Origin of the sequence: Bacillus siamensis KCTC 13613 (assembly GCF_000262045.1) — a bacterium.
Classification (GTDB): domain Bacteria; phylum Bacillota; class Bacilli; order Bacillales; family Bacillaceae; genus Bacillus; species Bacillus siamensis.
The window spans coordinates 269,626-294,300 of sequence record NZ_AJVF01000013.1; the positions used below are offsets into that span (position 1 = coordinate 269,626).

A 24,675-nucleotide genomic window follows, 5' to 3' on the forward strand; every position below is an offset into this window, starting at 1 on the left:
TTCAAAGACAGGCAAACTGCCGCCTGCTACTTCATCAGCCTGTTTTCATCCATTAAGTCAGACACCGAGCCGAGCGCATAGCCTTTTTCTTTGATTTTTGTAATCAGTGTTTCCAGGCTTTTCGCAGTCGGATCAGTCGGATGCATTAAAATCATGGCTCCGTTATGTATTTTGCTCAACACCCTTGTTTGTAAAACAGCCGGAGACGGTTTTTGCCAGTCTATGGTGTCAACGGTCCACATGATAGTGCCCATTCCTTTTTCCGCCGCAAGGTCGACCACGGCTTTTCTGAAGCTGCCGCTTGGCGGCGCAAACCATTTCGGCTTCATGCCGAGCGTCTCGCTGATTTGTGCATTGGTTTTGTCAAGCTGTTCGGAAATGCTTCCTGAAGTCAGTTTGCTCATATCAGGGTGATTGTATGAATGATTTCCGATTTCGTGTCCGTCTGCCGCTATTTTTTTCCCAAGTTCCTGATTGTTTTTCAGCCATTTCCCTTCAAGAAAGAAAGTTGCTTTGACCTGATGCTGTTTCAGAATAGGCAGCATTTGCTCCACGTATTCATTTCCCCAGGCGACATTTATCAGGAAAGCGACCATCGGTTTATCGGGATTTCCTTTATAAATGGGTTCGGGCGCAAGAGAATCGAGATGGACTTTCGGTTTTACCTGCTCATAGACAAGATCATCTTCATGAAATTCTCCATCCTTTTTCATTTGTTTATAGGATTTTTCCACATTGACCTTTAAACCGTTATATCCCGGTATACTCTTCCATATTTTATCAATCCTCGCATCTTGCGGCTTCACTTCATACTCCGGCGCTTTTTGCAGCAATTCCTCATAAAGCGGATCTTTTGATGCTGACACAGTCACTGCGTCTTTTTTCATTGCGTCTATGTAATCAACTGTATACGGATTTTTTATCATTTCAAACGAAACAAAAAAAAGAAATAAAAAAACGGCAAACGGCACGAATTTTTTCAACATGTCCTTCCCCCCTCATCACACATTATGTATGAAGAGGACAAGGTAGAACCCGCTGTTGTCTTTCTCAAAATAAAGAAGCCGGGTCTCCCAGGCTCCTTGTTAGGTTTTCATTTAAGATTGTTGTTGTTCCTGCTCTTTTTCTTTCTCTTCGCGCAGCACTGCTTTACGCGACAGGTTGACACGTCCCTGTTTATCAATTTCCGTTACCTTCACAAGGATTTCGTCACCGATTTTCACAACATCCTCAACCTTGCCGACCCGTTCGAGCGCAAGTTCAGAGATGTGAACGAGACCGTCTTTTCCGCTGAAGATTTCAACGAAAGCGCCGAATTTCTCAATCCGTTTGACTTTACCGAGGTAAAGCTGGCCGACTTCGACTTCTCTGACAAGATCTTCGATGATTTTTTTCGCTTTTTGGTTGCTGCTTTCATCAGTAGAAGAAATAAAGATGGTGCCGTCTTGCTCAATGTCAATTTTAACACCGGTATCTTCAATGATTTTGTTGATTTGTTTGCCGCTCGGCCCGATAACGTCACGGATTTTATCCGGATTGATTGTCATCGTTAAAATTTTCGGTGCATATTGAGAAAGTTCTTTTCTTGATTCACCAAGCGTGCTGAGCATGCTGTTCAGGATTTCCATTCTTCCTTTTTTCGCCTGCTGAAGCGCTTCTTCAAGGATTTCTCTTGAAAGGCCTTCGATTTTAATGTCCATTTGCAGCGCTGTTACGCCTTTTTCCGTACCGGCTACTTTAAAGTCCATGTCACCGAGGGCATCTTCCATTCCTTGAATATCCGTTAATACTGTGTAGTACTCGCCTGATTTCACAAGTCCCATCGCGATACCTGCAACAGGCGCTTTAATCGGAACACCGGCGTCCATCATGGCTAGCGTGCTCGCGCAAATGCTGGCCTGTGAAGTGGAACCGTTTGATTCAAGCACTTCGGATACGAGGCGAACCGTATACGGGAAGTCTTTTTCATTCGGAATGACCGGCTCAAGCGCACGCTCTCCAAGAGCCCCGTGACCGATCTCACGGCGTCCCGGTCCGCGCATCGGGCCTGTCTCCCCTACGCTGAATTGCGGGAAGTTATAATGATGCATAAACCGTTTTGATTCTTCCACGCCTAAACCGTCAAGAATCTGAACGTCGCCAAGAGCGCCTAATGTACATACGCTGAGCGCCTGGGTCTGTCCTCTCGTAAACAGCCCTGAGCCATGCGTTCTCGGCAGAAGGCCGACTTCTGAAGAAAGCGGGCGGATTTGATCGACGCCGCGGCCGTCAGGACGGACTTTTTCTTCTGTGATCAAACGGCGCACTTCGTTTTTCACAAGTTTAGACAGTGTCTGTTTCACTTTTTTGATCGTATCTTCATCGTGCTCTTCTTCTTCAAATTTCGCGACGACTGCATCTTTCACTTTACTGATCGCATCTTCGCGCGCATGCTTTTCATGAACTTGAATGGCGCTGAGCAGATCCGGCTCCGCAAGACTTTTCACTTTCTCGCTGAGCTCTGCATCAATTTCATACAGTGCGATTTCCGTTTTTTCTTTGCCGACTGCCGCAACAATTTCTTCTTGGAAAGCGATCAGGCGCTTAATTTCTTCGTGGCCGAACATAATCGCTTCAAGCATGATTTCCTCAGGAACTTCATCCGCTCCCGCTTCCACCATGTTGATGGCGTCTTTTGTGCCTGCAACGATAAGGTTAATATCACTTTTTTCAAGCTGGTCAACCGTCGGATTGATGATGAACTCCCCGTCAATGCGGCCTACCGTCACACCCGCAATCGGGCCTTCAAACGGAATATCGGAAACGCAAAGAGCGAGTGATGAACCGAACATTGCAGCCATTTCAGATGAGCAGTTTTGATCGACACTCATGACAATGCTGATGACCTGTACTTCGTTACGGAATCCGTCTGCGAAAAGCGGGCGGATCGGGCGGTCAATCAGACGGCTGGCTAAAACGGCCTTTTCACTCGGACGGCCTTCTCTTTTAATAAAGCCGCCCGGAATTTTACCGACTGCGTATAATCTTTCTTCATAATTAACGGTAAGCGGGAAAAAATCTAGCGGTTTCGGTTCTTTTGATGCGGTTGCTGTGCTGAGCACTGCGGTATCGCCGTAGCGGACCATAACAGCGCCGTTTGCCTGTTTGGCAAGCTGGCCGGTTTCTACTGTAAGCTGTCTGCCGGCCCAATCTATGGTAAAGACATGTTTCTCTTGTCCCATTCGATTACGAGCTCCTCTCTTAATGTGTGAAATAATCAATTACTCCTATTATGAACGAAATGAATTGAACATATCAATGTCAAAGTAGTATGTAAAAGGATTTCATTGTTTTTTTATTATTATTTTTTTCGCTTTAATACGATAAAAAAGCGGGAATCCTCCCGCTTTTTACGATTATCGACGTAAGCCTAGTTTGTTAATTAACTCACGGTAACGAGTTACGTCTTTATTACGCAGATACGTAAGAAGATTACGACGTTTACCTACCATTTTAAGAAGACCGCGACGTGAGTGGTGATCTTTCTTATGAGTACGCAAATGCTCGTTCAAGTTGTTAATTGAGTCTGTTAGGATAGCGATCTGAACTTCTGGAGATCCAGTATCAGATTCGTGTGTTTTGAACTCACTGATGAGTTGATTTTTACGCTCTTGAGTAATTGCCATCCTGTTTCACCTCCATATTATAATTAGCCCCAGTTACCTAGCAACCGTCGGTGACTTCGGATTGCCAAGCAATGGTTTTAAGACTACGAAACATATGATACTAAAAATCGCGCCCATATGCAAATCTTTTAGAATAAAATTTGTGTACTTTTGATGTTTTTTCCGTTATTTGCTGAAAAAACGGATCGCTTCTTGTTTGTCTTTCTCAATCTGAGCCGTCAGTTCGTCGATGCCGTTAAACTTCCGTTCGCTCCGGATGCGTTTATACCACTCGATTTTAACGTCTTCTCCGTATACATCCTGTTGAAAATCAAATAAATGAACTTCAATTGACGGCTGATCGGGACGCTTTTCATAAAAGGTCGGTTTGTAGCCGATATTGCAGACGCCTTCATACACCCTGCCTTTTATTTCGGCCTTCACGGCATACACGCCTGTCGGCGGCACGATATAACTGTTGTGCAGACCGATATTCGCCGTCGGAAAGCCGATGGTGCGGCCTCTTTTGTCTCCGTGGATCACAGTGCCCCTGATAAAATACGGCTGGCCGAGGAGCGTGTGTGCCAGCTCCACGTCGCCATCCTGCAGCGCTGACCGGATATAAGTTGAGCTGATCTTTCTGTCCTGCTCGGTCTGTTTTTCAACAGTCGTGCATTCGGCCTTGCCGTCTAAATCGTCCGGCAGCGTAGCCATCGTGCCTTTTCCGTATTTTCCGTACGTAAAATCAAAGCCTCCCACCGCGTGCCGGGCGTTCAATCCTAAAATATACTCCTCGGCAAACTGTTTTGGAGAAAGAGCCGCAAACGATTCATCAAACTTTACGATATACAGCACATCAGCGCCTAAACGGCTGATCTGGCTGATTTTATCTTCAAGCGGCGTAATCAGATCCTTTGGCTCTTTGTCTCTGCCCAGAACATGGGAGGGGTGCGGATGAAACGTCATGACGGCAAGCGACAGGTTTTTTTCTTCGGCAATTTGTCTGGCTGTTCCGATTACTTTCCGGTGTCCCAAATGAACGCCGTCAAAGTAGCCGAGGGCCATGACAGACGCCGGCTGCTCTTCTTTTTGTAAATGATGCGGATGAGAAATATGTATCGTCTTCACAGAACGGTCACCTTTTTTCTTATTGTTCGCTTTTTTGCATCAGCACTTTAGCCGGTTTCAGCAGTCCATGTTTTGAAGGGTGCGGCATATAAATGGCCACACATTCTCCGGCTTCGGTACAGACAGCTATACGGGCGTCAGCTGTCATTGCAGAAAATTCCGCCGGTATGTCAAACACTGACCCGTTTTCAGCTTTCTTAGCTAATGTATCACTTATGACCCATTTCGGCAAATGATTGAGCGCTCTTTCGATAGGCACCGCATGCTCTGCAACCGTGCCGGCTGAAACCTGCTGCTCAAGCTCCTCAAACGTAAAACACTCATCCAGGCTGAAATCGCCGGAAGCGGTGCGGATGAGGTGGGACATATGAGCGGGATAGCCAAGCTTTTCACCGATTGTCACCGCCAATGTTCTGACGTAAGTGCCTTTTGAGCACGTAACTGTGAAACGGAATGACGCTGAATCATCCTTATAAGTGACAGGTGAAGTAAGCGCGATATCCTCAATCGTGATATTCCGCTTCGGCCGTTCCACTTCAATACCCGCTCTGGCGTATTCATAGAGCTTTTTCCCGTTGATCTTGACCGCGGAATACATCGGCGGCACTTGTTCCTGCGGCCCCTTCAGTTCGTCTAAAACGGCTTTGATATCCGCTTCTTTTATCGGCTCCTTGACAGGTTTTACGCTGACGGTTTCCCCCGTCTGGTCTTCAGTCGATGTGGAGAAACCGAGAGTGATCTCAGCATCGTACGTTTTTGATTTGTCGGTGACGTACTCAACAATCTTTGTGGCCCGTCCGACACAGATCGGCAGTACGCCTGACACTTCCGGATCAAGCGTTCCCGTATGCCCGACTTTCTTTGTTTTTAACAGTTTTCTTATTTTCATTACACAGCCGTGAGAAGTCATGCCGACCGGTTTATGTAAAAGGAGAACTCCGTTAACCATCTGTCTTTCGCTCCTTTGTTATCATTGTATCCCTGTAAAACGCAGAAAAGAGGACAGACGACAACGCCCATCCTCTTTTCCCGTTATTCAGACGGTTTATCTGAATGCAGTTCGTGAATCAGTGTTTCAATACGGTTGCCGTATTCAATTGATTCATCAAATTCAAATTCAAGCTCTGGCGTTTTGCGGAGTCTGATTCGGCTGCCGATTTCAGAACGGATAAATCCCTTCGCTTTCTCAAGCCCTTTCAGCGCCTCCTCTTTCTTTTTCTCTCCGCCGAGAACGGAGATATACACCTTCGCTATTTGCAAATCACCTGAAACACGTACGTCTGTTACAGTCAGAAATCCGATTCTCGGATCTTTAAGCTTTCGGCTGATAATATCTCCGAGCTCTTTTTTCATCTGTTCGCCGACACGGTTTGCTCTCATACTCAATTCAATCACCTCTAAGTTAAAACCACTCTGTTCTAGTGATCGTCCGTTCTATTTCGGGAAAGGAGTCAATAAACGCGAGTACGCGCTGAATCTCCTTTTCCGCCTGAACGTGAGAGGAGGAGACGACGGCGATTCCGAAGCTGGTCCTCTGCCAAGTGTCCTGATAGCCGATTTCTGCGGCCGACACGTTGAACTTATTCCGGACCCTCGTTATAATCCGCTTCAGAACGGCCCGTTTCTCCTTTAATGATCCCGCATCGTAAATGATGCATTCACATTCCGCAAATCCGATCACTTTCTTTCGATTTCCTGCATGACATACGCTTCAAGGATATCACCTTCGCGAATGTCATTGTATTTCTTAATTGTAATACCACATTCATATCCTTGTGAAACTTCTTTCACATCATCTTTGAAGCGTTTCAGAACGTCTACTTCGCCTTCGAAGATAACGACGCCGTCACGGATCAAGCGGAGTCCGCTGTCACGTGTAATATGGCCGTCTGTTACATATCCGCCGGCAATCGTGCCGATTTTCGACACTTTGAATGTTTGGCGCACTTCAACCTGGCCGATGACTTTTTCTTCGTATTCAGGATCAAGCATTCCTTTCATCGCCGCTTCAATTTCTTCGATGACTTTGTAAATGATACGGTGAAGGCGGATATCTACATTTTCTGCTTCAGCCGTGCTCTTAGCATTTCCGTCTGGGCGCACATTAAACCCGATAACGATTGCATTTGAAGCAGATGCGAGAATGATGTCTGATTCCGTAATCGCACCGACGCCTGTGTGAATGATTTTCACTTTTACGCCTTCTACTTCAATTTTTTGAAGAGCGGCCGTTAACGCTTCTGCAGAACCTTGAACGTCCGCTTTTACGATTAAGTTGATGTCTTTGACATCACCTTGTTTAATTTGTTCAAACAGATCATCGAGGCTCAGCTTCGCTTTGTCGCTGCGCTGTTCGTCCAATTGTTTGGAAGCGCGCGCTTCACCGACAGAACGGGCTGTTTTTTCGTCTTTAAAGACGAGGAATTGATCGCCAGCCTGCGGTACGTCGTTTAACCCCGTGATCTCTACAGGTGTGGACGGTCCGGCCGTTTTCACGCGGCGGCCGAGATCATTGACCATGGCCCGCACGCGGCCGAATGTGTTTCCGACAACGATCGGATCTCCGACATGCAATGTTCCCGTTTGAACGAGAAGTGTCGCGACAGATCCTCTTCCTTTATCGAGCTCAGCTTCAATAACCGTTCCTTTTGCCTGACGGTTCGGATTGGCTTTCAGCTCTTCCACTTCACTGACAAGCAGAATCATTTCGACAAGCTCATCAATTCCCTTGCCTGTAAGCGCGGACAGAGGAACGAAAATCGTTTCTCCTCCCCATGCTTCAGGGACGAGTCCGTATTCAGTCAGCTCCTGCATGACACGGTCAGGGTTCGCGCTCTCTTTATCCACTTTATTCACGGCAACGATAATCGGAACCTCAGCCGCTTTCGCATGGTTGATGGCTTCGACTGTTTGCGGCATAACGCCGTCATCAGCCGCTACGACTAAAATGGTAATATCGGTTACTTCCGCTCCGCGCGCGCGCATCGTTGTGAACGCCGCGTGTCCCGGTGTATCTAAGAACGTGATTTTTTTGCCGTTTTCTTCGATCTGGTAAGCCCCGATATGCTGGGTGATTCCGCCCGCTTCTCCTTCAACAACCTTTGTTTTTCTGATGCTGTCAAGAAGGGTCGTTTTCCCGTGGTCAACGTGGCCCATGATTGTCACGACAGGCGGACGGATTTGAAGATCTTCTTCTTTGTCAGCCTCTTCATACTTTTCAAGCTCAGTTTCTTCAAGCACAATCACTTCTTCTGTTTCCACACCGTATTCAGATGCGATCAGTTCGATTGTGTCTTTGTCAAGCTCCTGGTTAATCGTAGCCATTACGCCCAGAAGCATCAGTTTTTTAATGAGTTCAGACGGCTCTTTGCCCAGTTCCTCGGCTAAAGCTCCGACTGTTAAAGAGCCGGAAAACGTAATTTTCTCAGGAAGCTCTTTTTTCGGCTTCAGCGGTTTTTGCTGATACTGATTTTTGTTGTTATGATTGCGTTTGTTTTTGTTTTTGTTGTTGTTGTTCTTCTTGTTTTTGTTAAATTGATTATTCTGCACGTCATTCTTCTTTCCGTCTCGAATTTTGTTTGGTTGATTCCCAGCAGGCTGCTGATTAACCCCTTGCGGCTGCTTGTTTTTGTTCGTTTCCGCAGGCTTTTGAGATTTAACGCCGGCGCCGCCTTTTTTAAATTTCGCATCAAGCTGCTTAATGGTCTTTTCTTCAAGCGTTGCCATATGGTTATTTACTACTATATCCATGTTTTTCAGCGCAGTCAAAATTTCCTTACTTGAAACATTGATGGCTTTTGCATATTCGTATACTCTCATTTTAGCCATTCGTTCACCCCCAAAAATATTAATCGAGCAAGCTGATCAGCTTATTCGCAAAACCTTGGTCAGTGACGGCGACAACGACACGTGATTCCTTGCCGATAGAGCGGCCGAGATCCGCGCGGCTTTCGACTTTTTTATAAGGTACTTTATAATAATTGCATTTATCGGATACTTTTTTTGCAGTATTCGCAGATGCATCTTCTGTCAGCAGAACAAGTTTTGCACGCGCATTTCTAATTTCTTTTATAACCAAGTCCTCGCCCGACACGACCTTACGAGCTCGATTGGCCAGACCCAGCAAGGGAAACCATTCCATTCCAGACATGTTATTTTTTCACCTTTTCCGCCAGTTCCAGCAATTCTTCGAAAATCTGGTCATCGATTTGTGATTGAAATTGATTTTGCAATGTGTTTTTCTTTTTCGCAGCTAAGATGCATTCTTTCTCCAGGGTGATATAGGCACCCCGCCCGTTCTTCTTGCCTGTCGGATCGACTGAAATCTCTCCTTCTTTTGAACGGACAATTCGGATCAGTTCCTTTTTAGGCTTCATTTCCCCCGTTACCACACATTTACGCAGAGGAATTTTTTTTCGCTTATTCACCTAAAGTCACCTCTTATTCATCCGATTCTGCTGTTTCAGGCTCCATAAAGAGCGGCTCTAAATCGTCATCTTCTTCATGCTCTCTCGGAAAGATGCCAAGTTCTCTTGCATCCGTTTCACTTTTGATATCAATTTTCCAGCCTGTCAGTTTCGCAGCTAAGCGGGCGTTTTGCCCTCTTTTTCCGATCGCCAGAGAAAGCTGGTAATCAGGAACAACGACAGTCGTGGCTTTTTCTTCTTCGTTGACGATGACATCCAGCACTTTAGATGGGCTGAGCGCATTGGCAACAAATTCAACCGGATCATCAGACCAGTTGACGATATCAATTTTTTCGCCTTTCAGTTCATTGACGATCGCCTGCACGCGCTGGCCTTTAGGCCCGACGCATGAACCGACGGGATCAACGTCAGCATCATCAGTGCGGACAGAGATTTTGGAGCGGTCGCCCGCTTCTCTGGCAACGGATTTCAGCTCGACCGTTCCGTCATAAATTTCCGGCACTTCGATTTCAAAAAGACGCTTCAAAAGACCGGGATGCGTTCTTGATACGTAGATCTGCGGCCCTTTTGTCGTTTTTTCGACTTTTGTGATAAATACTTTAATCCGATCGTGAGGTTTATAGCTCTCATTCGGCATTTGTTCGTTAACGGGCAGCAGCGCTTCAATCTTGCCGAGAGACACGTAAATAAACTTGCTGTCTAAGCGCTGTACAATTCCCGTCATGATGTCTTCTTCACGATCGATAAATTCCGAGTAAATCACGCCGCGCTCAGCTTCACGGACACGCTGCGTCACAACTTGTTTCGCCGTCTGCGCGGCAATGCGGCCGAAGTCTTTCGGCGTTACTTCTATTTCAACGACATCTCCGACAAGGTAGTTCGGATGGATGTGTTGGGCGTCGTCAAGCGAGATTTCAAGCCTTGAATCGTATACCTCGTCTACGACATCTTTTCTTGCGAACACGCGGATGGTGCCCGTTTCACGGTTCAGATCGACCCGTACGTTTTGCGCCTGGTTAAAATTTCGCTTATACGCAGAAATTAAGGCAGCTTCAATTGCTTCGATGATAATGTCTTTACTGATGCCTTTTTCTTTTTCAAGAATCGTGAGGGCATCTAATAGTTCACTGCTCATGTTAGCGGTCTCCCCCCTTAAACACTAATACTTCATTGATTAAAATGTTACAGCTAATCTTGCGTTAGCTATTTTTTCATACGGAATATTGACCCGTTTCTTTCTTGTTTTAATTGTCATCTCTATTGTAGCAGTTTGTCCATCAAATTCAGCCAATTTGCCTTCAAACACTTTTAAACCATCAATCGGTTCGTACGTTTTCATGTACACATTTTTGCCCAGTGATTTTTCGAAGTCGGCTTTTTTCTTTAATGGACGCTCGGCTCCAGGAGAAGATACTTCAAGAAAGTAGTTCTGAGTGATCGGATCGGCCTCATCCAGCTTTTCGCTTAACGCTTCGCTGACTTTGGCGCACTCCTCAATATCAACACCGTTATCGGAATCAATAAACACGCGAAGGAACCAGTTTTGACCCTCTTTGACAAATTCAATGTCTACGAGTTCAAGCTGAAGGTCATCCAGTATGGGCTGAGCCATTCCTTGAACGGTATCAGTCACTTTTTTGCTCATGTTTTTCCTCCTTGTGCTGTCGATATCATATCAGCCGTTCCTCTGCATAAAAACCCTGCTTCTAAAGAGCAGGGGCTTTGAGAAAACGATGGACATGTCGAGGCAAAATTGCCTGTTCAATACAAAAGAGCGGGTTTCCCCACTCTTTGCCTCGGTAATCGTTAGCATTTCCAATAAAACTATACCATAACCATATATTTAATGCAAATCAAACTCCGCTCAGACGGCTGTCCTCAAAGCTTAAAACAGAGACAGCTGATTTTGATCCGGGAGCGACTCCAGACAGCCGTGGCGGTCTAAATACTCTAAAATGGTTTTTGACACTTTTCCGCGTTTTTGAAGGTCCTCTTTTGAAAGGAACTCTCCTTCTTCCCGCGCTTTTACAATATTGAGAGCGGCATTGGTTCCAAGCCCCGGAATCGAGTTGAACGGCGGAATCAGACTGTTGCCGTCAATGATAAATTCCGAAGCGCTTGAACGGTATAGATCGACCTTCTGGAAAGAATAGCCGCGTTCACACATTTCAAGCGCAAGCTCTAACACGGTCAGGAGGTTTTTTTCCTTCGGCGAAGCATCAAGCCCTTTAGAGCTGATATCATCCATCACCGCTCTGATGGCAGTCGAGCCTTTAATCATCGTATCAATGTCAAAGTCATCTGCGCGCACGGTAAAATACGCAGCATAATATAAAAGCGCGTGATGCACTTTAAAGTATGCAATCCGCACCGCCATCAGCACGTATGCAGCGGCGTGGGCTTTCGGGAACATGTATTTGATTTTTTTGCATGAATCAATATACCAGTTCGGCACATTGTTCTTTTTCATTTCTTCTTCCCATTCCGGCGTCAGGCCTTTGCCTTTACGGACAAATTCCATGATCTTAAATGCCAGTGAAGGCTCAAGGCCCTGATAAATCAAGTAAACCATAATGTCATCGCGGCAGCCGATTACTTCGCTCAGTTCACACGTATTGTTGTGTATCAGTTCCTGTGCATTGCCGAGCCATACGTCCGTTCCGTGGGAAAGCCCGGAAATCTGGACAAGCTCAGAGAACGTCGTCGGCTTCGTATCCTCAAGCATCTGCCGCACAAATCGCGTCCCGAATTCAGGAATGCCGAGCGTCCCCGTTTTACAGCCGATCTGTTCTTCAGTGACGCCGAGCGATTCTGTGCCTTGGAAAATCTTCATGACTTCCGGATCATCTGTCGGAATCGTCTTCGGATCAATTCCGCTTAAATCCTGAAGCATCCGGATGACTGTCGGATCATCGTGTCCCAATATATCAAGCTTCAGCAGGTTGTCATGAATGGAGTGGAAGTCAAAGTGAGTCGTTTTCCATTCAGACCCCGTCGCATCAGCAGGGAATTGAATCGGTGAAAAATCGTAAATATCCATGTAATCCGGCACAACGATAATGCCCCCCGGGTGCTGACCGGTCGTTCTCTTAACGCCGGTGCAGCCCTGTACAAGGCGGTCGATCTCCGCGCCGCGCATATGAAGGTTGTGGTCGCCCGCATAGCCTTTCACATATCCGTAAGCCGTCTTTTCCGCAACGGTGCCGATCGTTCCCGCGCGATAAACATTATCTTCCCCGAACAGCACTTTCGTGTAGTTATGGGCATGCGGCTGATACTCACCTGAGAAGTTCAAGTCGATATCGGGTACTTTGTCACCTTTAAAGCCTAAGAACGTTTCAAACGGAATATCATGTCCGTCCTTTTTCAAAGGAGTGCCGCAAGACGGGCAGCTTTTATCCGGAAGGTCAAAACCGGAACCGACTGATCCGTCATTAAAGAATTCGGAATACCGGCAGCTCGCGCACACATAATGCGGAGCAAGCGGGTTCACTTCAGTAATTTCCGTTAAGGTCGCCACAAGTGATGAACCGACGGACCCACGGGAGCCGACGAGATAGCCGTCGTCCAAAGACCGTTTGACAAGCTTATGTGAAATGAGATAAATAACGGCGAATCCGTGGCCGATGATGCTTTTTAATTCTTTTTCTATTCTCGCTTCAACAATTTCGGGAAGCTCCTCACCGTAAATGCTTCTCGCGCGCTGATAGCTCATTTCACGGATTTCTTCATCAGCACCCTCAATTTTCGGCGTATACAGATCGTCTTTAATCGGCTTGATCTCTTCGATCATCGAAGCGACTTTCTGCGTATTGTGAACTACGATTTCTTTCGCTTTTTCCGCACCCAGAAAAGAGAAAGCCTCCAGCATTTCATCTGTCGTTCTGAAGTGCACCTTTGGCAGTTCGTGCCTGTTTAACGGGTTGGCGCCGCCTTGGGAAGAAATTAAGATCTTCCGGTAAATTTTATCCTCATCGTTTAGATAGTGGACATTTCCAGTGGCAACGACCGGCTTATTCAATTTTTCCCCGAGCTTCGTAATGTTGGCGATGATTTCTTTCAGCGCTTTTTCATCCCGGACGAGCTCAAGCTGCAGCAGGTGTCTGTATACTTCCGGCGGCTGCACTTCAAGGTAGTCATAGAAGGATGCGATATCTTCAACCTCTTCAGGTGATTTTTGCATCATGCCTTCAAAAACCTCTCCCCTGTCACAGGCAGAGCCGATTAACAGGCCTTCTCTGTATTTATTAAGCTGTGACCTCGGAATGCGCGGCACTCTGTAGAAATATTGAATATGAGAAATCGACACGAGCTTAAACAGATTTTTCAGGCCGGTCTCATTTACGGCAAGCAATGTTGCGTGATAAGGTCTCGATCTTTGGTAAGCATTGGATTGTCCCATATTCTCATTCAGCTGATCATGATAAAAAATATCTTTTTCAGCCGCGTCTTTGAGCATTTTCAACAGCAGGTAGCCCGTTGCTTCAGCGTCAAAGACCGCACGGTGATGCTGGGTTAATTCAATATCAAACTTTTTACATAACGTATTTAAGCGGTGATTTTTAAATTCAGGATACAGGAAACGCGCGAGTTCCAGCGTATCAATGACCGGATTTTTCGCTTTTTCCGTTTTCAGAAGGCGCTTGTACGCTACATTTAAAAATCCCATATCAAAGCTGGCGTTATGAGCCACAAGCACATCATCGCCGATCCACTCTTTAAAATCCCGGACGACGTCAACGACATCGGGAGCGTCGCGGACCATGTCATCCGTAATCCCGGTAAGCTCTATCGTCGTTGCTGACAGCGGATGATGCGGATTGGCGAACGCTTCAAATTTATCAATGATTTCTCCGCCTCTTATTTTGACTGCGGCCAGCTCAATGATCGTGTCATACACTGCGGACAGACCTGTCGTTTCAACGTCAAAGACGACGTATGTGTCTTCTTCCAGGAGACGGTGAGCGGGATTGTATGCGATCGGAACGCCGTCATCTACGATGTTGGCTTCCATTCCGTAAATCATTTTAATGCCGTGTTTTTTCGCGGCGGAATAGGCATCCGGGAAGGACTGCACGACGGCATGATCAGTTAAGGCAATCGCTTCATGTCCCCATTTTTTCGCCTGTTCGACAAGCTTTCCGATGCCCGTTACAGCGTCCATTTGGCTCATCGGAGAATGCAGATGAAGCTCAACCCGTTTTTCGCCTTCAGGAGCGGTGTCTTCACGGGTTTTGGCTTTTATTTCATTCACGTCATTTGCAATCATGACGAGGTCTCTGACGAATGTATCGTTTTGAATGCTTCCCCGCGCCTTCACCCACATGCCTTTTTTCAGCGTTTTCATCAAAGCGGCGTCTTCTTTTTCTCTTGCAAACATTTTTACTAAAATACTGTTTGTATAGTCCGTGATTTTGAAAATGCAGAGCGTGCGTCCGCTTTTCAGCTCGCGTGTTTCAGCATCAAACACATAGCCCTGCACCGTAATTCTTCTTTCTTCATCCATGATGCTGTCAAGCGTCCGGATTTCTTCGTTCTCTTTAATTTGATAGCCGATGACAAGCGGGCCGGACGGCGCTTGATCCTCATCGCCCTCTTTTTCCTTCTTCTCCATTTCGATAAGCGCCTGCATCGCCCGCTCCTGATCTTCAGCAAGCTTTTGCTCGCGGAATTTCTGGACTTCTTGGTCAGACACGAAAGTTTCGGTATCCAGCTGCAGTTCCGGAAAACCGAATTGGCGATAGCTGTGCTGAATCAGAGCGCTGTATTTATTTTTGAGCGCCGATGCTTCTGTATCTGTTTTTGTTTTCACGATCAGCTTGTTTCCCTTGAGCTGCGGTTTCTGCTGATTCAAAAGTGCCACCATCGGCGGCGAGGTTCCTTCAAGCTCTTCGATACAGCGTGTCCAATAATCCTGTACAAGCTCCTCTGACACTCTAGGATCAATGACTTGAATGGACGACGTGACCCGGGCGATGTGAGCAAACGATTGTGTTAATCTCATCATGAATGAGTCATATATTTGATACGGCAAAAGAGCCTTAAAGCGAAATTGAAAATGCCAGGTCTTTTCTGCTTTATGGATTGTCAGTTTATCAATCTCTCCGTCTTCAAAGTATGTCATGAAGGTATCATCTGTCATATTAAGCTGCTGAAGAAGAATCTGAAACTGTCTTCTGTTTACTGATAACTGTTCCATTCAGACAGTATCCCTCCCTTAAAACATCATAAGTGAAGGTACCTCCGCAGGTGATGAGGTACCTTCTTTTTTCTCTATTTTAACATGATTTTGTACGATTCGTTATGGTGATTACTTCGTCTTGATAAATTCAGAAAGCTCATCCACTGAAACTTCGGCAGATTCACCGGTTTTGCGGATTTTTACTTCTACGATGCCTTCATCTGCACGTTTACCGACAGTGATGCGGATCGGAAGGCCGATCAGGTCAGAGTCAGCAAATTTCACGCCTGCGCGTTCAGCGCGGTCATCGTATAACACTTCATAACCTTCGGCTTGGAGTTTACCGTATAGCTGCTCGGCAAGCTCTTTTTGCGCTTCGTTTTTCATATTCAGCGCCAAAATATGAAGATCATACGGAGCAACGCTTTTCGGCCAGATCAGGCCTTTTTCGTCGTGGTGCTGTTCGGCGATTGCTGAAAGCGTTCTTGATACGCCGATTCCGTAACATCCCATCAGCATCGGCTGCGCACGCCCGTTTTCATCAAGGTATGTCGCATTCATCGCTTCAGAGTAACGCGTACCGAGCTTAAAGACTTGTCCGACCTCAATTCCTTCAGCGAAGCGGATCTTGCCTTTTCCGTCAGGTGACGGATCGCCTTCCTGAATGATTCGAAGATCGGCATATGCTTTTACAGACGCATCGCGTTCGATGTTTACGTTTCTGTAATGGCGGTCTTTTTCATTCGCGCCGCTTACGGCGTTTACCATGACTTTCACAGCCTGGTCGGCATAAATCTCAATGTCGCCGGCAGCGCCGATCGGCCCCGCAAATCCCGGCTCCGTGCCAAGCTTCTCCGCTACCTCTTCATGAGACGCAAGCTCAACCACTTCCGCGTTTAGAAGGTTTTTCACTTTTACGTCATTGACCTCATGATCGCCCCTTACTAACACGAGAACAAAGCGGTCATCCGCTTTAAACAGCATGGATTTGATGCAGGCGCTCGGTTCAATCTGAAGGAAAGAAGCCAGCTCTTCAATGCTTTTAACATTCGGCGTATCAATTTTCTCCAGCGCCTCGGGTTTTTCATTGGAAGGCTCGCTTTTCATCACAACTTCGGCCATTTCCGTGTTCGCTGCGTAAGAGGATTCATCGGAATAAGCGATGGTGTCTTCCCCTATTTCGGAAAGAGCCATAAATTCATGCGTGTCTTTTCCGCCCATTGCACCTGAGTCAGCGATAACGGGACGGACGTTTAATTCGCACCGTGCGAAAATGCTGCTGTATGCGCCGTACATGTTTTGGTATGTTTCCTCCAGACTTTCTTCAGAGGCATGGAAAGAATACGCATCTTTCATGATGAATTCGCGTCCCCGCAATAACCCGAAACGCGGGCGTTTCTCATCTCTGAATTTAGACTGGATCTGGTAAAGAGTGAGCGGCAGACGCTTATAAGATTTCACCTCATCGCGCACGAGAGAAGTAATGACTTCTTCATGCGTCGCGCCTAAAGCAAATTCGCGGCCGTGACGGTCTTTCAGACGCATCAATTCAGGCCCGTACGTATACCATCTGCCTGATTCCTGCCATGTTTCAGCCTGCTGAAGGGCCGGCATCAGCATTTCCACCGCGTTGATTTTTTCCATTTCTTCACGCACGATCTTCTGAATGTTTTGAATGACCCTGTAAGCAAGGGGCATGTAGCTGTAAACCCCGCTCGTATTTTGTCTGATAAATCCCGCTCTCAGCAGAAGCTTATGGCTTTTTGCTTCAGCATCAGCCGGCACTTCTCTCAGGGTCGGAATAAGCGTCAAACTTTGTCTCATGTCTTCGCACCTCTGATTTTTTACTAGTCAATTATAAGAATAAACGCTGGATATCGTTCCATGTGACAACCAGCATAAGAAGCATTAAGAAAGCTACACCGATAAATACGACAAATGCTTCCTTGTCACGGTTAATCGGCTTACCGCGGATTGCTTCAATGAATAAAAACAGCAGCCGTCCGCCGTCAAGCGCCGGGATCGGCAGCAGGTTGACGATTCCAAGGTTGATGCTTAAAAATGCCGCAAACTGGAATAGATTGATGATGCCGGTTTTTGCAACCTGATCCGTCATATCATAAATCCCCACAGGACCCGAAAGCATATCAAGCTTAAACTGGCCTGTCACGATTTTGCTTAAGTTGGTCAGGATCGCCTTTGTGACATCAACAGTAGATGTCGCGCCGTAAGCGATCGCTGCGAACGCGCCTTTTTCAGTCGGCGCATAAGAGCCGAAGCGGCCGATTGTTTTTTTGTTTTCATCTTTTACGGCTTCAGGGGTAACCGAGATATGAAACGATTTGCCGTCCCGTTTGACGGCGACATCGATTTTTTTCCCGGGATTGTCTTTTACCGCTGTCACGATGTCAGTCCATGACCGCATTTTTTCACCGTTAATGCTCTGGATATAGTCGCCTTCTTGTAAACCGGCAGCCGCAGCACGTCCATTGTCTGTCAGCTTCCCGAGCTCAGGCTGATTCGAAGGCACGCCCTGAATAAATCCAAGCATGACGAGAATGACATACGCTAAGATGAAGTTCATAATCGGACCGGCAGCAATCGCCTTAATCCGCTGCCATACGGGTTTTGACCCGAATTGACGGTTGTAAGGCGCAATCTGCACTTCTTCTCCGTCTACGATGAAAAAAGAGGTCTGACTGACAGTAAAGCCCGCCAGCTCATCTTCTTTCCCCTGCTCGTACCCGGTAATCTTCATTTCGTGCTCAAGATCAGCCGTCTCTACCTCGATAATTAAAGCGTCGGGGTATTTTTCCTTTTGATTAATGATGACTTTTTCCACTTCGTCGTCTTTATTAAAAAGAAGACCGACGGTATAACCCGGTTTGACTTCAATCATCTCCGGATCTTCACCGGCCATGCGGACGAACCCGCCGACCGGAAGGAGCCTGATCGTATACACGGTTTCATTCTTTTTAAATGAGAAGATTTTGGGCCCAAAGCCGATCGCAAACTCACGGCAAAGGATTCCCGCTCTTTGGGCGAGCAGTAAATGCCCCAGCTCATGGAAGAAAACGAGCGTTCCGAAAATAATAATAAACGCGATAACTGTATTCACGAACATACCACCTTATGTGAGTATTGAATTAACGTATCCCCGGGTGTCTTTGTCCACTTCTTGGATATCCGCAAGACTCGGATCCTGAATTACGCTGTGGCGGTTCAATGCTTTTTCAATCAGATCTTCAATCGTTAAGAACGAAATCCGCCCGCCAAGAAAAGCGGCAACTGCTTCTTCATTAGCCGCATTTAAAACCGTCGGCATCGTTCCCCCTATTTTACCTGATTCAAAGGCAAATTGTAAGCACCGGAACCTTTCAAAGTCAGCTTTCGCAAAATGGAGGCTTCCGATCTCCCATAGTTCAAGCCTTTTTGTTTCAGGCAGAGGCAGCCGGTCCGGATATGTCAGCGCGTATTGAATCGGCACCCTCATGTCCGGATTTCCGAGCTGGGCGATGACGCTTCTGTCGTGAAATTCAACCATCGAATGAATGATGCTCTCCTTATGTAAAACAACTTCAATCTGTTCATACGGAATGTCGAACAGCCAATGCGCTTCAATGACTTCAAGCCCTTTATTCATCATTGTAGCCGAGTCAATCGTAATCTTTGCGCCCATCGACCAGTTCGGGTGATTAAGGGCATCGGCAATCGTTACAGACTCAAGCTCCTGCCGCGTTTTATCTCTGAAACTGCCGCCGGATGCGGTAATGATCAGACGCTCGATATTTTTGCTCTGTTCGCCTTGCAGCGCCTGAAAAATAGCGGAATGTTCGCTGTCGACCGGAAGAAGAGGAACGCCGTATTGTTTTGCGTGTCCTTTCACTATATGCCCGGCAGTGACGAGAGTTTCCTTATTTGCAAGCGCAATTGTTTTTTTCTGTTCAATCGCTTTCAAAGTCGGAATTAAACCGACGCTTCCGAGCAGCGCATTGACCACGATATCCACTTCATCCATGACTGCCGCTTCAATCAGGCCTTCTTCTCCGATGCCGATTTGACATTCATGAGAAAAAGACACCTCTTTCACTTTTTGATATGTATCCATGTCGCCGACTGCTACATATTTCGGCTGAAACGTTCTGATCAACGGTATCGCTTTCTCGGCATTTTTACCGAAAGTCATCGAGACGAGACGGAATTGATCTTGATGCATGCGCAATACGTCTAACGTCTGCTCTCCTATTGATCCTGTTGCTCCTAAAAGACAAATATTCTTCAAAATGCCACTCCCATTCTATGCGTCCAGATCGGTCTTGTTTTCATATTAGCCTTTCTCATGAAAAAAGCGCAAGCAGAAAGTATAAGAACGGCATGACAAACAAAAAGCTGTCAAATCGATCTAAAATGCCGCCGTGCCCGGGAAGGATTTTTCCCGAATCCTTCACATCATAGTGCCGCTTAAGCGCCGATTCAACCAAATCCCCGATCTGTCCGAAAACAGACAGAACAAGTGTGATGACCAAAAGAATCGGGTATGAAATCGGAAGATGCGCAAACAGCTGGAAAACAGCCGTAAAAATAAGAGCGATCGCAATACCGCCAAGAAACCCTTCCACCGTTTTGTTGGGACTGATTTCAGGCCACAGCTTCCGCTTCCCGAGCGACTTTCCGACGAAATATGCGCCCGAGTCTGTTGACCATATGACAACGCAGGCATAAAAGATATACAAAAGCCCGTTTGTTTCAATGTTTCTGATTTCAATAAAATAATGAAAACACAGTCCGATATATACCGTCGCGAGGACGATGAACCCGACTTCGTCAAACGTAAAGGTGTTTTTCACAAGCACCGTATAGCTGAGCAGTATCAGTACGGCGAAAATCGTCACTTCCATTTTCGCGTCAAAAAAATGATACTCATCCGGCATCATATACAGCCATAACAGCAAGAGGCTGATCAGCCCCGGAAAAGAAAAAAATCTGAGCTTTTTCATCCGCAAAAGCTCAAAAAGCGCTATACTTCCCATCACGTAAACAAATACGGTGAACGGCAATCCTCCGAAAATAACCAAAAATAAAAATAGTGCCGCTGCCAGAACACCCGTTAACAATCTTTGTTTCATTTCCACCATCCTCTAAATTCCGCCAAACCTCCGGCCCCGCTGCTGAAATTCTCCCACTGCCTGCAGAAAGTGATCTTCTTTAAAATCGGGCCACAGGACATCTGTAAAAACAAATTCACTGTAAGCCACCTGCCAAAGCATAAAATTGCTCAGTCTGATTTCTCCGCTCGTTCTGATAAGGAGCTCCGGATCCTGAAGTGATTCCGTCATTAAATGCCCGGAAAAGAGCGCTTCATCAATGTCTTCGATATTCAGCGTGCCGCTTTTCACCTGTTCGGCCAATGCTTTTGCCGCATTGACGATTTCCGTGCGCCCGCCGTAGTTCAAAGCGAAATTGAGAATCAGCCCGTCATTTTGTTCTGTATCTTTTACGGCCTTCTCAATCGCCCTGTACGTATGAGAAGGGAGCGCAGATTCATCTCCGATAATTTTCACCTGTACATTTTCCTCTATCAATTCAGGAAGGTACGTATTCAGGAACTCTTCCGGAAGCTTCATTAAAAAGTCGACTTCCATCTTCGGGCGCTTCCAGTTCTCCGTGGAAAACGCATAAAGCGTCAAAACTTTGACGCCGAGCTGATTTGCGAGCTTTGTCACCCTTTTTACCACTTTCATTCCTTCATGATGTCCGGCAATCCGCGGAAGTGAGCGTTTCTTCGCCCAGCGCCCGTTTCCGTCCATAATAATGGCGATGTGTGCGGGAATTTCACCCTTCAGTATGTCTTCTTTTGTATACCGTTCTAAGTTGGAAGCCGCATTCTGCTGATTCTTCCAATTTTTGAGTATGTTGAGCATGAGATTCCTCCGTCACCCAAAAAGGTTGCATTGCTGATGATCAATGTAATCAACAGTATTAACAAAAAAACCCCCTGTAAACATGAGAGGGTCTTTTCACATTATCTATTGTACATAGTTTTTCATTAAACTTCCATGATTTCTTTTTCTTTGTCTTTTGTGACGCTGTCAATTTTCGACACATATTCGTCTGTCAGTTTTTGAACGTCTTCACTGGAAGCACGAAGCTCGTCTTCTGTAATGTCTCCGTTCTTCTCAAGCTTCTTGAGTTCATCATTGCTGTCACGGCGGACATTACGGACTGCTACTTTCGCTTCTTCCGCATATTTTTTCACGACTTTGACAAGTTCTTTACGTCTTTCTTCCGTCAGAGCCGGGATCGCGATGCGGATAATTGTGCCGTCACTTGTCGGAGTTACGCCAAGATCAGCTTTCAGGATCGCTTTTTCAATATCGCCGATTGCTGTTTTGTCATACGGTGTGACAACAAGCATACGCGCTTCAGGCACATTGATGGAAGACAGCTGGTTTAAAGGTGTTTGGGCACCGTAGTATTCTACTGTCACTTTATCCAATAGAGACGGGTTGGCACGTCCCGCGCGGACTGACGCCAATTCCCTTGAATAAGCGGCAACCGCTTTTTCCATGCGTTCTTTTGTTTGTGTTAATACTTCGTTTGACAACGTTATTTCCCCCTTACGATCGTTCCGATTGATTCGCCGATTACGGCACGCTTAATATTTCCTTCTTCCATAATAGAAAAGACGATCAGCGGAATATCATTATCCATACATAGTGAAGAAGCCGTAGAATCCATGACTTCCAGCCCGTCTTTTAACACATCGAGATAAGATAATTGTTCGTATTTAACGGCTGACTCATCTTTTCTCGGATCAGCATTATACACACCGTCGACATTATTTTTCGCCATTAAGATCACATCCGCTTCGATTTCAGCGGCACGCAGCGCTGCGGTTGTGTCCGTAGAGAAATAAGGGTTTCCTGTTCCCGCGGCAAAAATCACAACGCGTTTTTTCTCCAGGTGGCGGATGGCTTTTCTTCTGATGTAAGGCTCAGCGACCTGACGCATTTCAATTGATGTCTGCACTCTGGACTGGATTCCGAGAGTTTCAAGACTGTCCTGCAGGGCAAGTGAGTTCATGACAGTGGCAAGCATGCCCATATAATCGGCAGTCGCACGGTCCATTCCTAAGTCACTTCCTGTTTTTCCGCGCCATAAGTTGCCGCCGCCTACGACTACGGCCACTTCGACGTCAAGCTCAGCGATTTCTTTTACCTGTTTAGCTATGGATTGGATGACAGTCGGATTAATTCCGTTTCCCTGTTCTCCTGCCAACGCTTCTCCGCTAAGCTTTAAAACGATACGATTGTATTTTGGTTTTTCCATAATAACCTCCAAGTGTAAACATTGCCGTTTCCTATTATGCAAGAGAAAAAAAAGTTTGTAAATATAGTTTTAAAAATAGGGAACACAAGTAGTGTCCCCTATACTGCCTGAAAAGCCGCGAAAGATTCGCCGAGGCTTTCCGCCATTATTTTTTCACTTGGTTCATAACTTCTTCAGCAAAGTTTTCTTGGCGTTTTTCAATACCTTCTCCAACTTCGTAGCGGACGTAAGTTTTAACAGATGCGTTTTTCGCAGCCACAACTTGTTTCACTTTTTCGTCTGGGTTTTTAACGAAAGCTTGGTCTAATAAGCAAATTTCTTCGAAGAATTTGTTCAGACGGCCTTCAACCATTTTAGCTACGATGTTTTCCGGTTTGCCTTCTTGAAGAGCTTGCTGAGTCAGGATCTGACGCTCGTGGTTTGCTTCTTCTTCAGACACTTGGTCGCGTGAAATGTAACGAGGATTTACCGCCGCAACATGCATTGCGATGTCTTTTGCAAGATCTTCGTCAGTTGTTCCGCTAAGAACAGATAATACGCCGATGCGGCCGCCCATGTGAAGGTAAGCACCGAACGCTTCGCTGTCTTCTTTTGTAAGAACAGCAAAACGGCGAAGAGTGATTTTCTCTCCGATTTTAGCAACGTTGCTTGTGATGTATTCTTCAACAGTAGAGCCGTTTTCCATCTTTTGTCCCATTGCTTCTTCAAGATCAGCAGGAGCGTTTGCAAGAAGATGGTCAGCAAGCGTGTTCAGAAGCTCTTTGAAGCCTTCGTTTTTTGCAACGAAGTCAGTTTCAGAGTTTACTTCTAAGATAACGCCTTTGTTGCCGTCAGTTTTAATAAGAGTAGAACCTTCAGCAGCGATACGGTCAGCTTTTTTAGCTGCTTTCGCAATTCCTTTTTCTCTCAGAAGGTCGATTGCTTTGTCCATATCTCCGTCAGTTTCAGTCAACGCTTTTTTGCAGTCCATCATACCAGCGCCTGTTTTTTGACGCAGTTCTTTTACCTGCTGTGCAGTAATAGCCATTTAAATTCCTCCTTATATGTGTAAACAAGATATGTATAGATACATTTTTCTTGAAAAAAGGTGATAAAAGGCAGTCCCTCTTATCACCTTTTGATTAGGTTACGCAGTTGTCGTTTCTGTTTCAGGTGCAGTCTCTTCAGCAGCTTCCGCTTCTTCTTCGCCTTGCTTCGCTTCTAAGATTGCATCTGCCATTTTAGAAGTAAGAAGTTTGACAGCGCGGATTGCGTCATCGTTTGCAGGGATTACGACATCAATTTCATCAGGATCACAGTTTGTATCTACGATTCCGATGATAGGAATGTTCAATTTGCGAGCTTCCGCAACAGCGATGCGCTCTTTGCGAGGATCGATGATGAATAATGCATCAGGAAGATCCTTCATGTCTTTAATTCCGCCGAGGAATTTTTCAAGACGCTCTAATTCTTTTTTCAATTGAACAACTTCTTTTTTCGGAAGTACTTCAAACGTACCGTTTTCTTGCATTTTTTCAATGTCTTTAAGACGTTTAATACGTTTTTGGATTGTTTCAAAGTTTGTTAATGTACCGCCCAACCAGCGTTGGTTGACAAAGTACATGCCAGAGCGCTGAGCTTCTTCTTTAACAGAATCTTGAGCTTGTTTTTTTGTTCCGACGAAAAGGATTTTTCCGCCTTCAGCAGCAAGATTTTTAGTGAAGTTGTAAGCTTCCTCTACTTTTTTGACTGTTTTTTGAAGGTCAATGATGTAGATTCCGTTACGCTCCGTGAAAATGTAACGCTTCATTTTTGGGTTCCAACGGCGTGTTTGGTGACCGAAGTGAACACCAGCTTCAAGCAATTGCTTCATAGAAATGACTGACATGTTATTTCCTCCTAATATAATGGTTTTTTTTCCTCCGCTTAAGTCATTTTTGTACAGAACTGCCGCCTGCAGCACCCTCTGCATAAATCGTTAAGCGTG

At 46.0% G+C, this 24,675-nt stretch carries 22 protein-coding genes; all 22 read right to left on the minus strand.

The features are described 5' to 3' along the window. Positions 1-26 precede the first annotated feature (26 nt). The 22 genes from Y79_RS0101350 to rpsB all read right to left on the minus strand — a co-directional run bounded on the left by Y79_RS0101350 (position 27) and on the right by rpsB (position 24,576). On the minus strand, positions 27-986 hold the full coding sequence (locus Y79_RS0101350; RefSeq protein WP_016936083.1) for a polysaccharide deacetylase family protein: 960 nt from the start codon (positions 984-986) through the stop codon (positions 27-29). Positions 987-1,097: 111 nt separating this feature from the next. Continuing rightward, positions 1,098-3,221 (minus strand): polyribonucleotide nucleotidyltransferase, encoded by a 2,124-nt coding sequence (gene pnp / locus Y79_RS0101355; protein WP_016936084.1) that lies wholly within the window; start codon positions 3,219-3,221, stop codon positions 1,098-1,100. A 174-nt stretch (positions 3,222-3,395) separates the two neighbouring features. Further along, positions 3,396-3,665, minus strand: coding sequence for a 30S ribosomal protein S15 (gene rpsO / locus Y79_RS0101360; protein WP_003154182.1), 270 nt, complete (start codon positions 3,663-3,665; stop codon positions 3,396-3,398). A gap of 165 nt (positions 3,666-3,830) precedes the next feature. Further along, positions 3,831-4,772 (minus strand): bifunctional riboflavin kinase/FAD synthetase, encoded by a 942-nt coding sequence (gene ribF / locus Y79_RS0101365; RefSeq protein WP_016936085.1) that lies wholly within the window; start codon positions 4,770-4,772, stop codon positions 3,831-3,833. A 19-nt stretch (positions 4,773-4,791) separates the two neighbouring features. Continuing rightward, on the minus strand, positions 4,792-5,721 hold the full coding sequence (truB, locus tag Y79_RS0101370) for a tRNA pseudouridine(55) synthase TruB (protein ID WP_016936086.1): 930 nt from the start codon (positions 5,719-5,721) through the stop codon (positions 4,792-4,794). An 83-nt stretch (positions 5,722-5,804) separates the two neighbouring features. After that, complete coding sequence (gene rbfA / locus Y79_RS0101375) at positions 5,805-6,158, minus strand: 30S ribosome-binding factor RbfA (RefSeq protein WP_003154185.1); 354 nt, start codon at positions 6,156-6,158, stop codon at positions 5,805-5,807. A gap of 16 nt (positions 6,159-6,174) precedes the next feature. After that, entirely contained in the window at positions 6,175-6,453 is a 279-nt protein-coding gene (locus tag Y79_RS0101380; protein WP_016936087.1) for a DUF503 domain-containing protein, read from the minus strand. Further along, on the minus strand, positions 6,450-8,600 hold the full coding sequence (gene infB, locus Y79_RS0101385) for a translation initiation factor IF-2 (protein ID WP_016936088.1): 2,151 nt from the start codon (positions 8,598-8,600) through the stop codon (positions 6,450-6,452). Before infB ends, Y79_RS0101380 begins: the two co-directional genes overlap by 4 nt. A 19-nt stretch (positions 8,601-8,619) precedes the next feature. Continuing rightward, on the minus strand, positions 8,620-8,922 hold the full coding sequence (locus Y79_RS0101390) for a YlxQ family RNA-binding protein (RefSeq protein ID WP_003154192.1): 303 nt from the start codon (positions 8,920-8,922) through the stop codon (positions 8,620-8,622). Between the two features lies 1 nt (position 8,923). Then, complete coding sequence (rulR, locus tag Y79_RS0101395; RefSeq protein WP_003154193.1) at positions 8,924-9,199, minus strand: glucose-induced regulator RulR; 276 nt, start codon at positions 9,197-9,199, stop codon at positions 8,924-8,926. Positions 9,200-9,212: 13 nt separating this feature from the next. After that, a complete protein-coding gene (gene nusA / locus Y79_RS0101400) occupies positions 9,213-10,334 on the minus strand; it encodes a transcription termination factor NusA (RefSeq protein ID WP_016936089.1) in 1,122 nt (373 codons plus the stop codon). A gap of 39 nt (positions 10,335-10,373) precedes the next feature. Beyond that, positions 10,374-10,844 carry a ribosome maturation factor RimP gene (gene rimP / locus Y79_RS0101405; RefSeq protein ID WP_016936090.1) on the minus strand — a complete coding sequence of 157 codons (471 nt, stop codon included), beginning with the start codon at positions 10,842-10,844 and terminating at the stop codon, positions 10,374-10,376. A gap of 240 nt (positions 10,845-11,084) precedes the next feature. After that, complete coding sequence (locus tag Y79_RS0101410; protein WP_016936091.1) at positions 11,085-15,398, minus strand: PolC-type DNA polymerase III; 4,314 nt, start codon at positions 15,396-15,398, stop codon at positions 11,085-11,087. Positions 15,399-15,509: 111 nt separating this feature from the next. Further along, the gene (proS, locus tag Y79_RS0101415; RefSeq protein WP_016936092.1) at positions 15,510-17,204 is read right to left on the minus strand and encodes a proline--tRNA ligase; all 1,695 of its coding nucleotides are present in this window, start codon (positions 17,202-17,204) and stop codon (positions 15,510-15,512) included. A 31-nt stretch (positions 17,205-17,235) separates the two neighbouring features. Continuing rightward, positions 17,236-18,504: an RIP metalloprotease RseP gene (rseP, locus tag Y79_RS0101420; RefSeq protein ID WP_155816698.1), complete on the minus strand. Its 1,269-nt coding sequence runs from the start codon at positions 18,502-18,504 to the stop codon at positions 17,236-17,238. 6 nt (positions 18,505-18,510) lie between these two features. After that, a complete protein-coding gene (gene dxr, locus Y79_RS0101425) occupies positions 18,511-19,662 on the minus strand; it encodes a 1-deoxy-D-xylulose-5-phosphate reductoisomerase (RefSeq protein ID WP_029575203.1) in 1,152 nt (383 codons plus the stop codon). Positions 19,663-19,717: 55 nt separating this feature from the next. Further along, entirely contained in the window at positions 19,718-20,515 is a 798-nt protein-coding gene (locus tag Y79_RS0101430; RefSeq protein ID WP_016936095.1) for a phosphatidate cytidylyltransferase, read from the minus strand. A 3-nt stretch (positions 20,516-20,518) separates the two neighbouring features. Further along, positions 20,519-21,301: an isoprenyl transferase gene (locus tag Y79_RS0101435; RefSeq protein ID WP_016936096.1), complete on the minus strand. Its 783-nt coding sequence runs from the start codon at positions 21,299-21,301 to the stop codon at positions 20,519-20,521. 125 nt (positions 21,302-21,426) lie between these two features. Next, the gene (gene frr, locus Y79_RS0101440; protein WP_016936097.1) at positions 21,427-21,984 is read right to left on the minus strand and encodes a ribosome recycling factor; all 558 of its coding nucleotides are present in this window, start codon (positions 21,982-21,984) and stop codon (positions 21,427-21,429) included. A 2-nt stretch (positions 21,985-21,986) separates the two neighbouring features. Beyond that, entirely contained in the window at positions 21,987-22,709 is a 723-nt protein-coding gene (gene pyrH, locus Y79_RS0101445) for a UMP kinase (protein WP_016936098.1), read from the minus strand. 145 nt (positions 22,710-22,854) lie between these two features. Further along, positions 22,855-23,736, minus strand: a complete 882-nt coding sequence (tsf, locus tag Y79_RS0101450) for a translation elongation factor Ts (protein ID WP_003154214.1) — start codon at positions 23,734-23,736, stop codon at positions 22,855-22,857. 99 nt (positions 23,737-23,835) lie between these two features. Beyond that, positions 23,836-24,576, minus strand: a complete 741-nt coding sequence (gene rpsB / locus Y79_RS0101455; RefSeq protein WP_016936099.1) for a 30S ribosomal protein S2 — start codon at positions 24,574-24,576, stop codon at positions 23,836-23,838. Positions 24,577-24,675 lie beyond the last annotated feature (99 nt).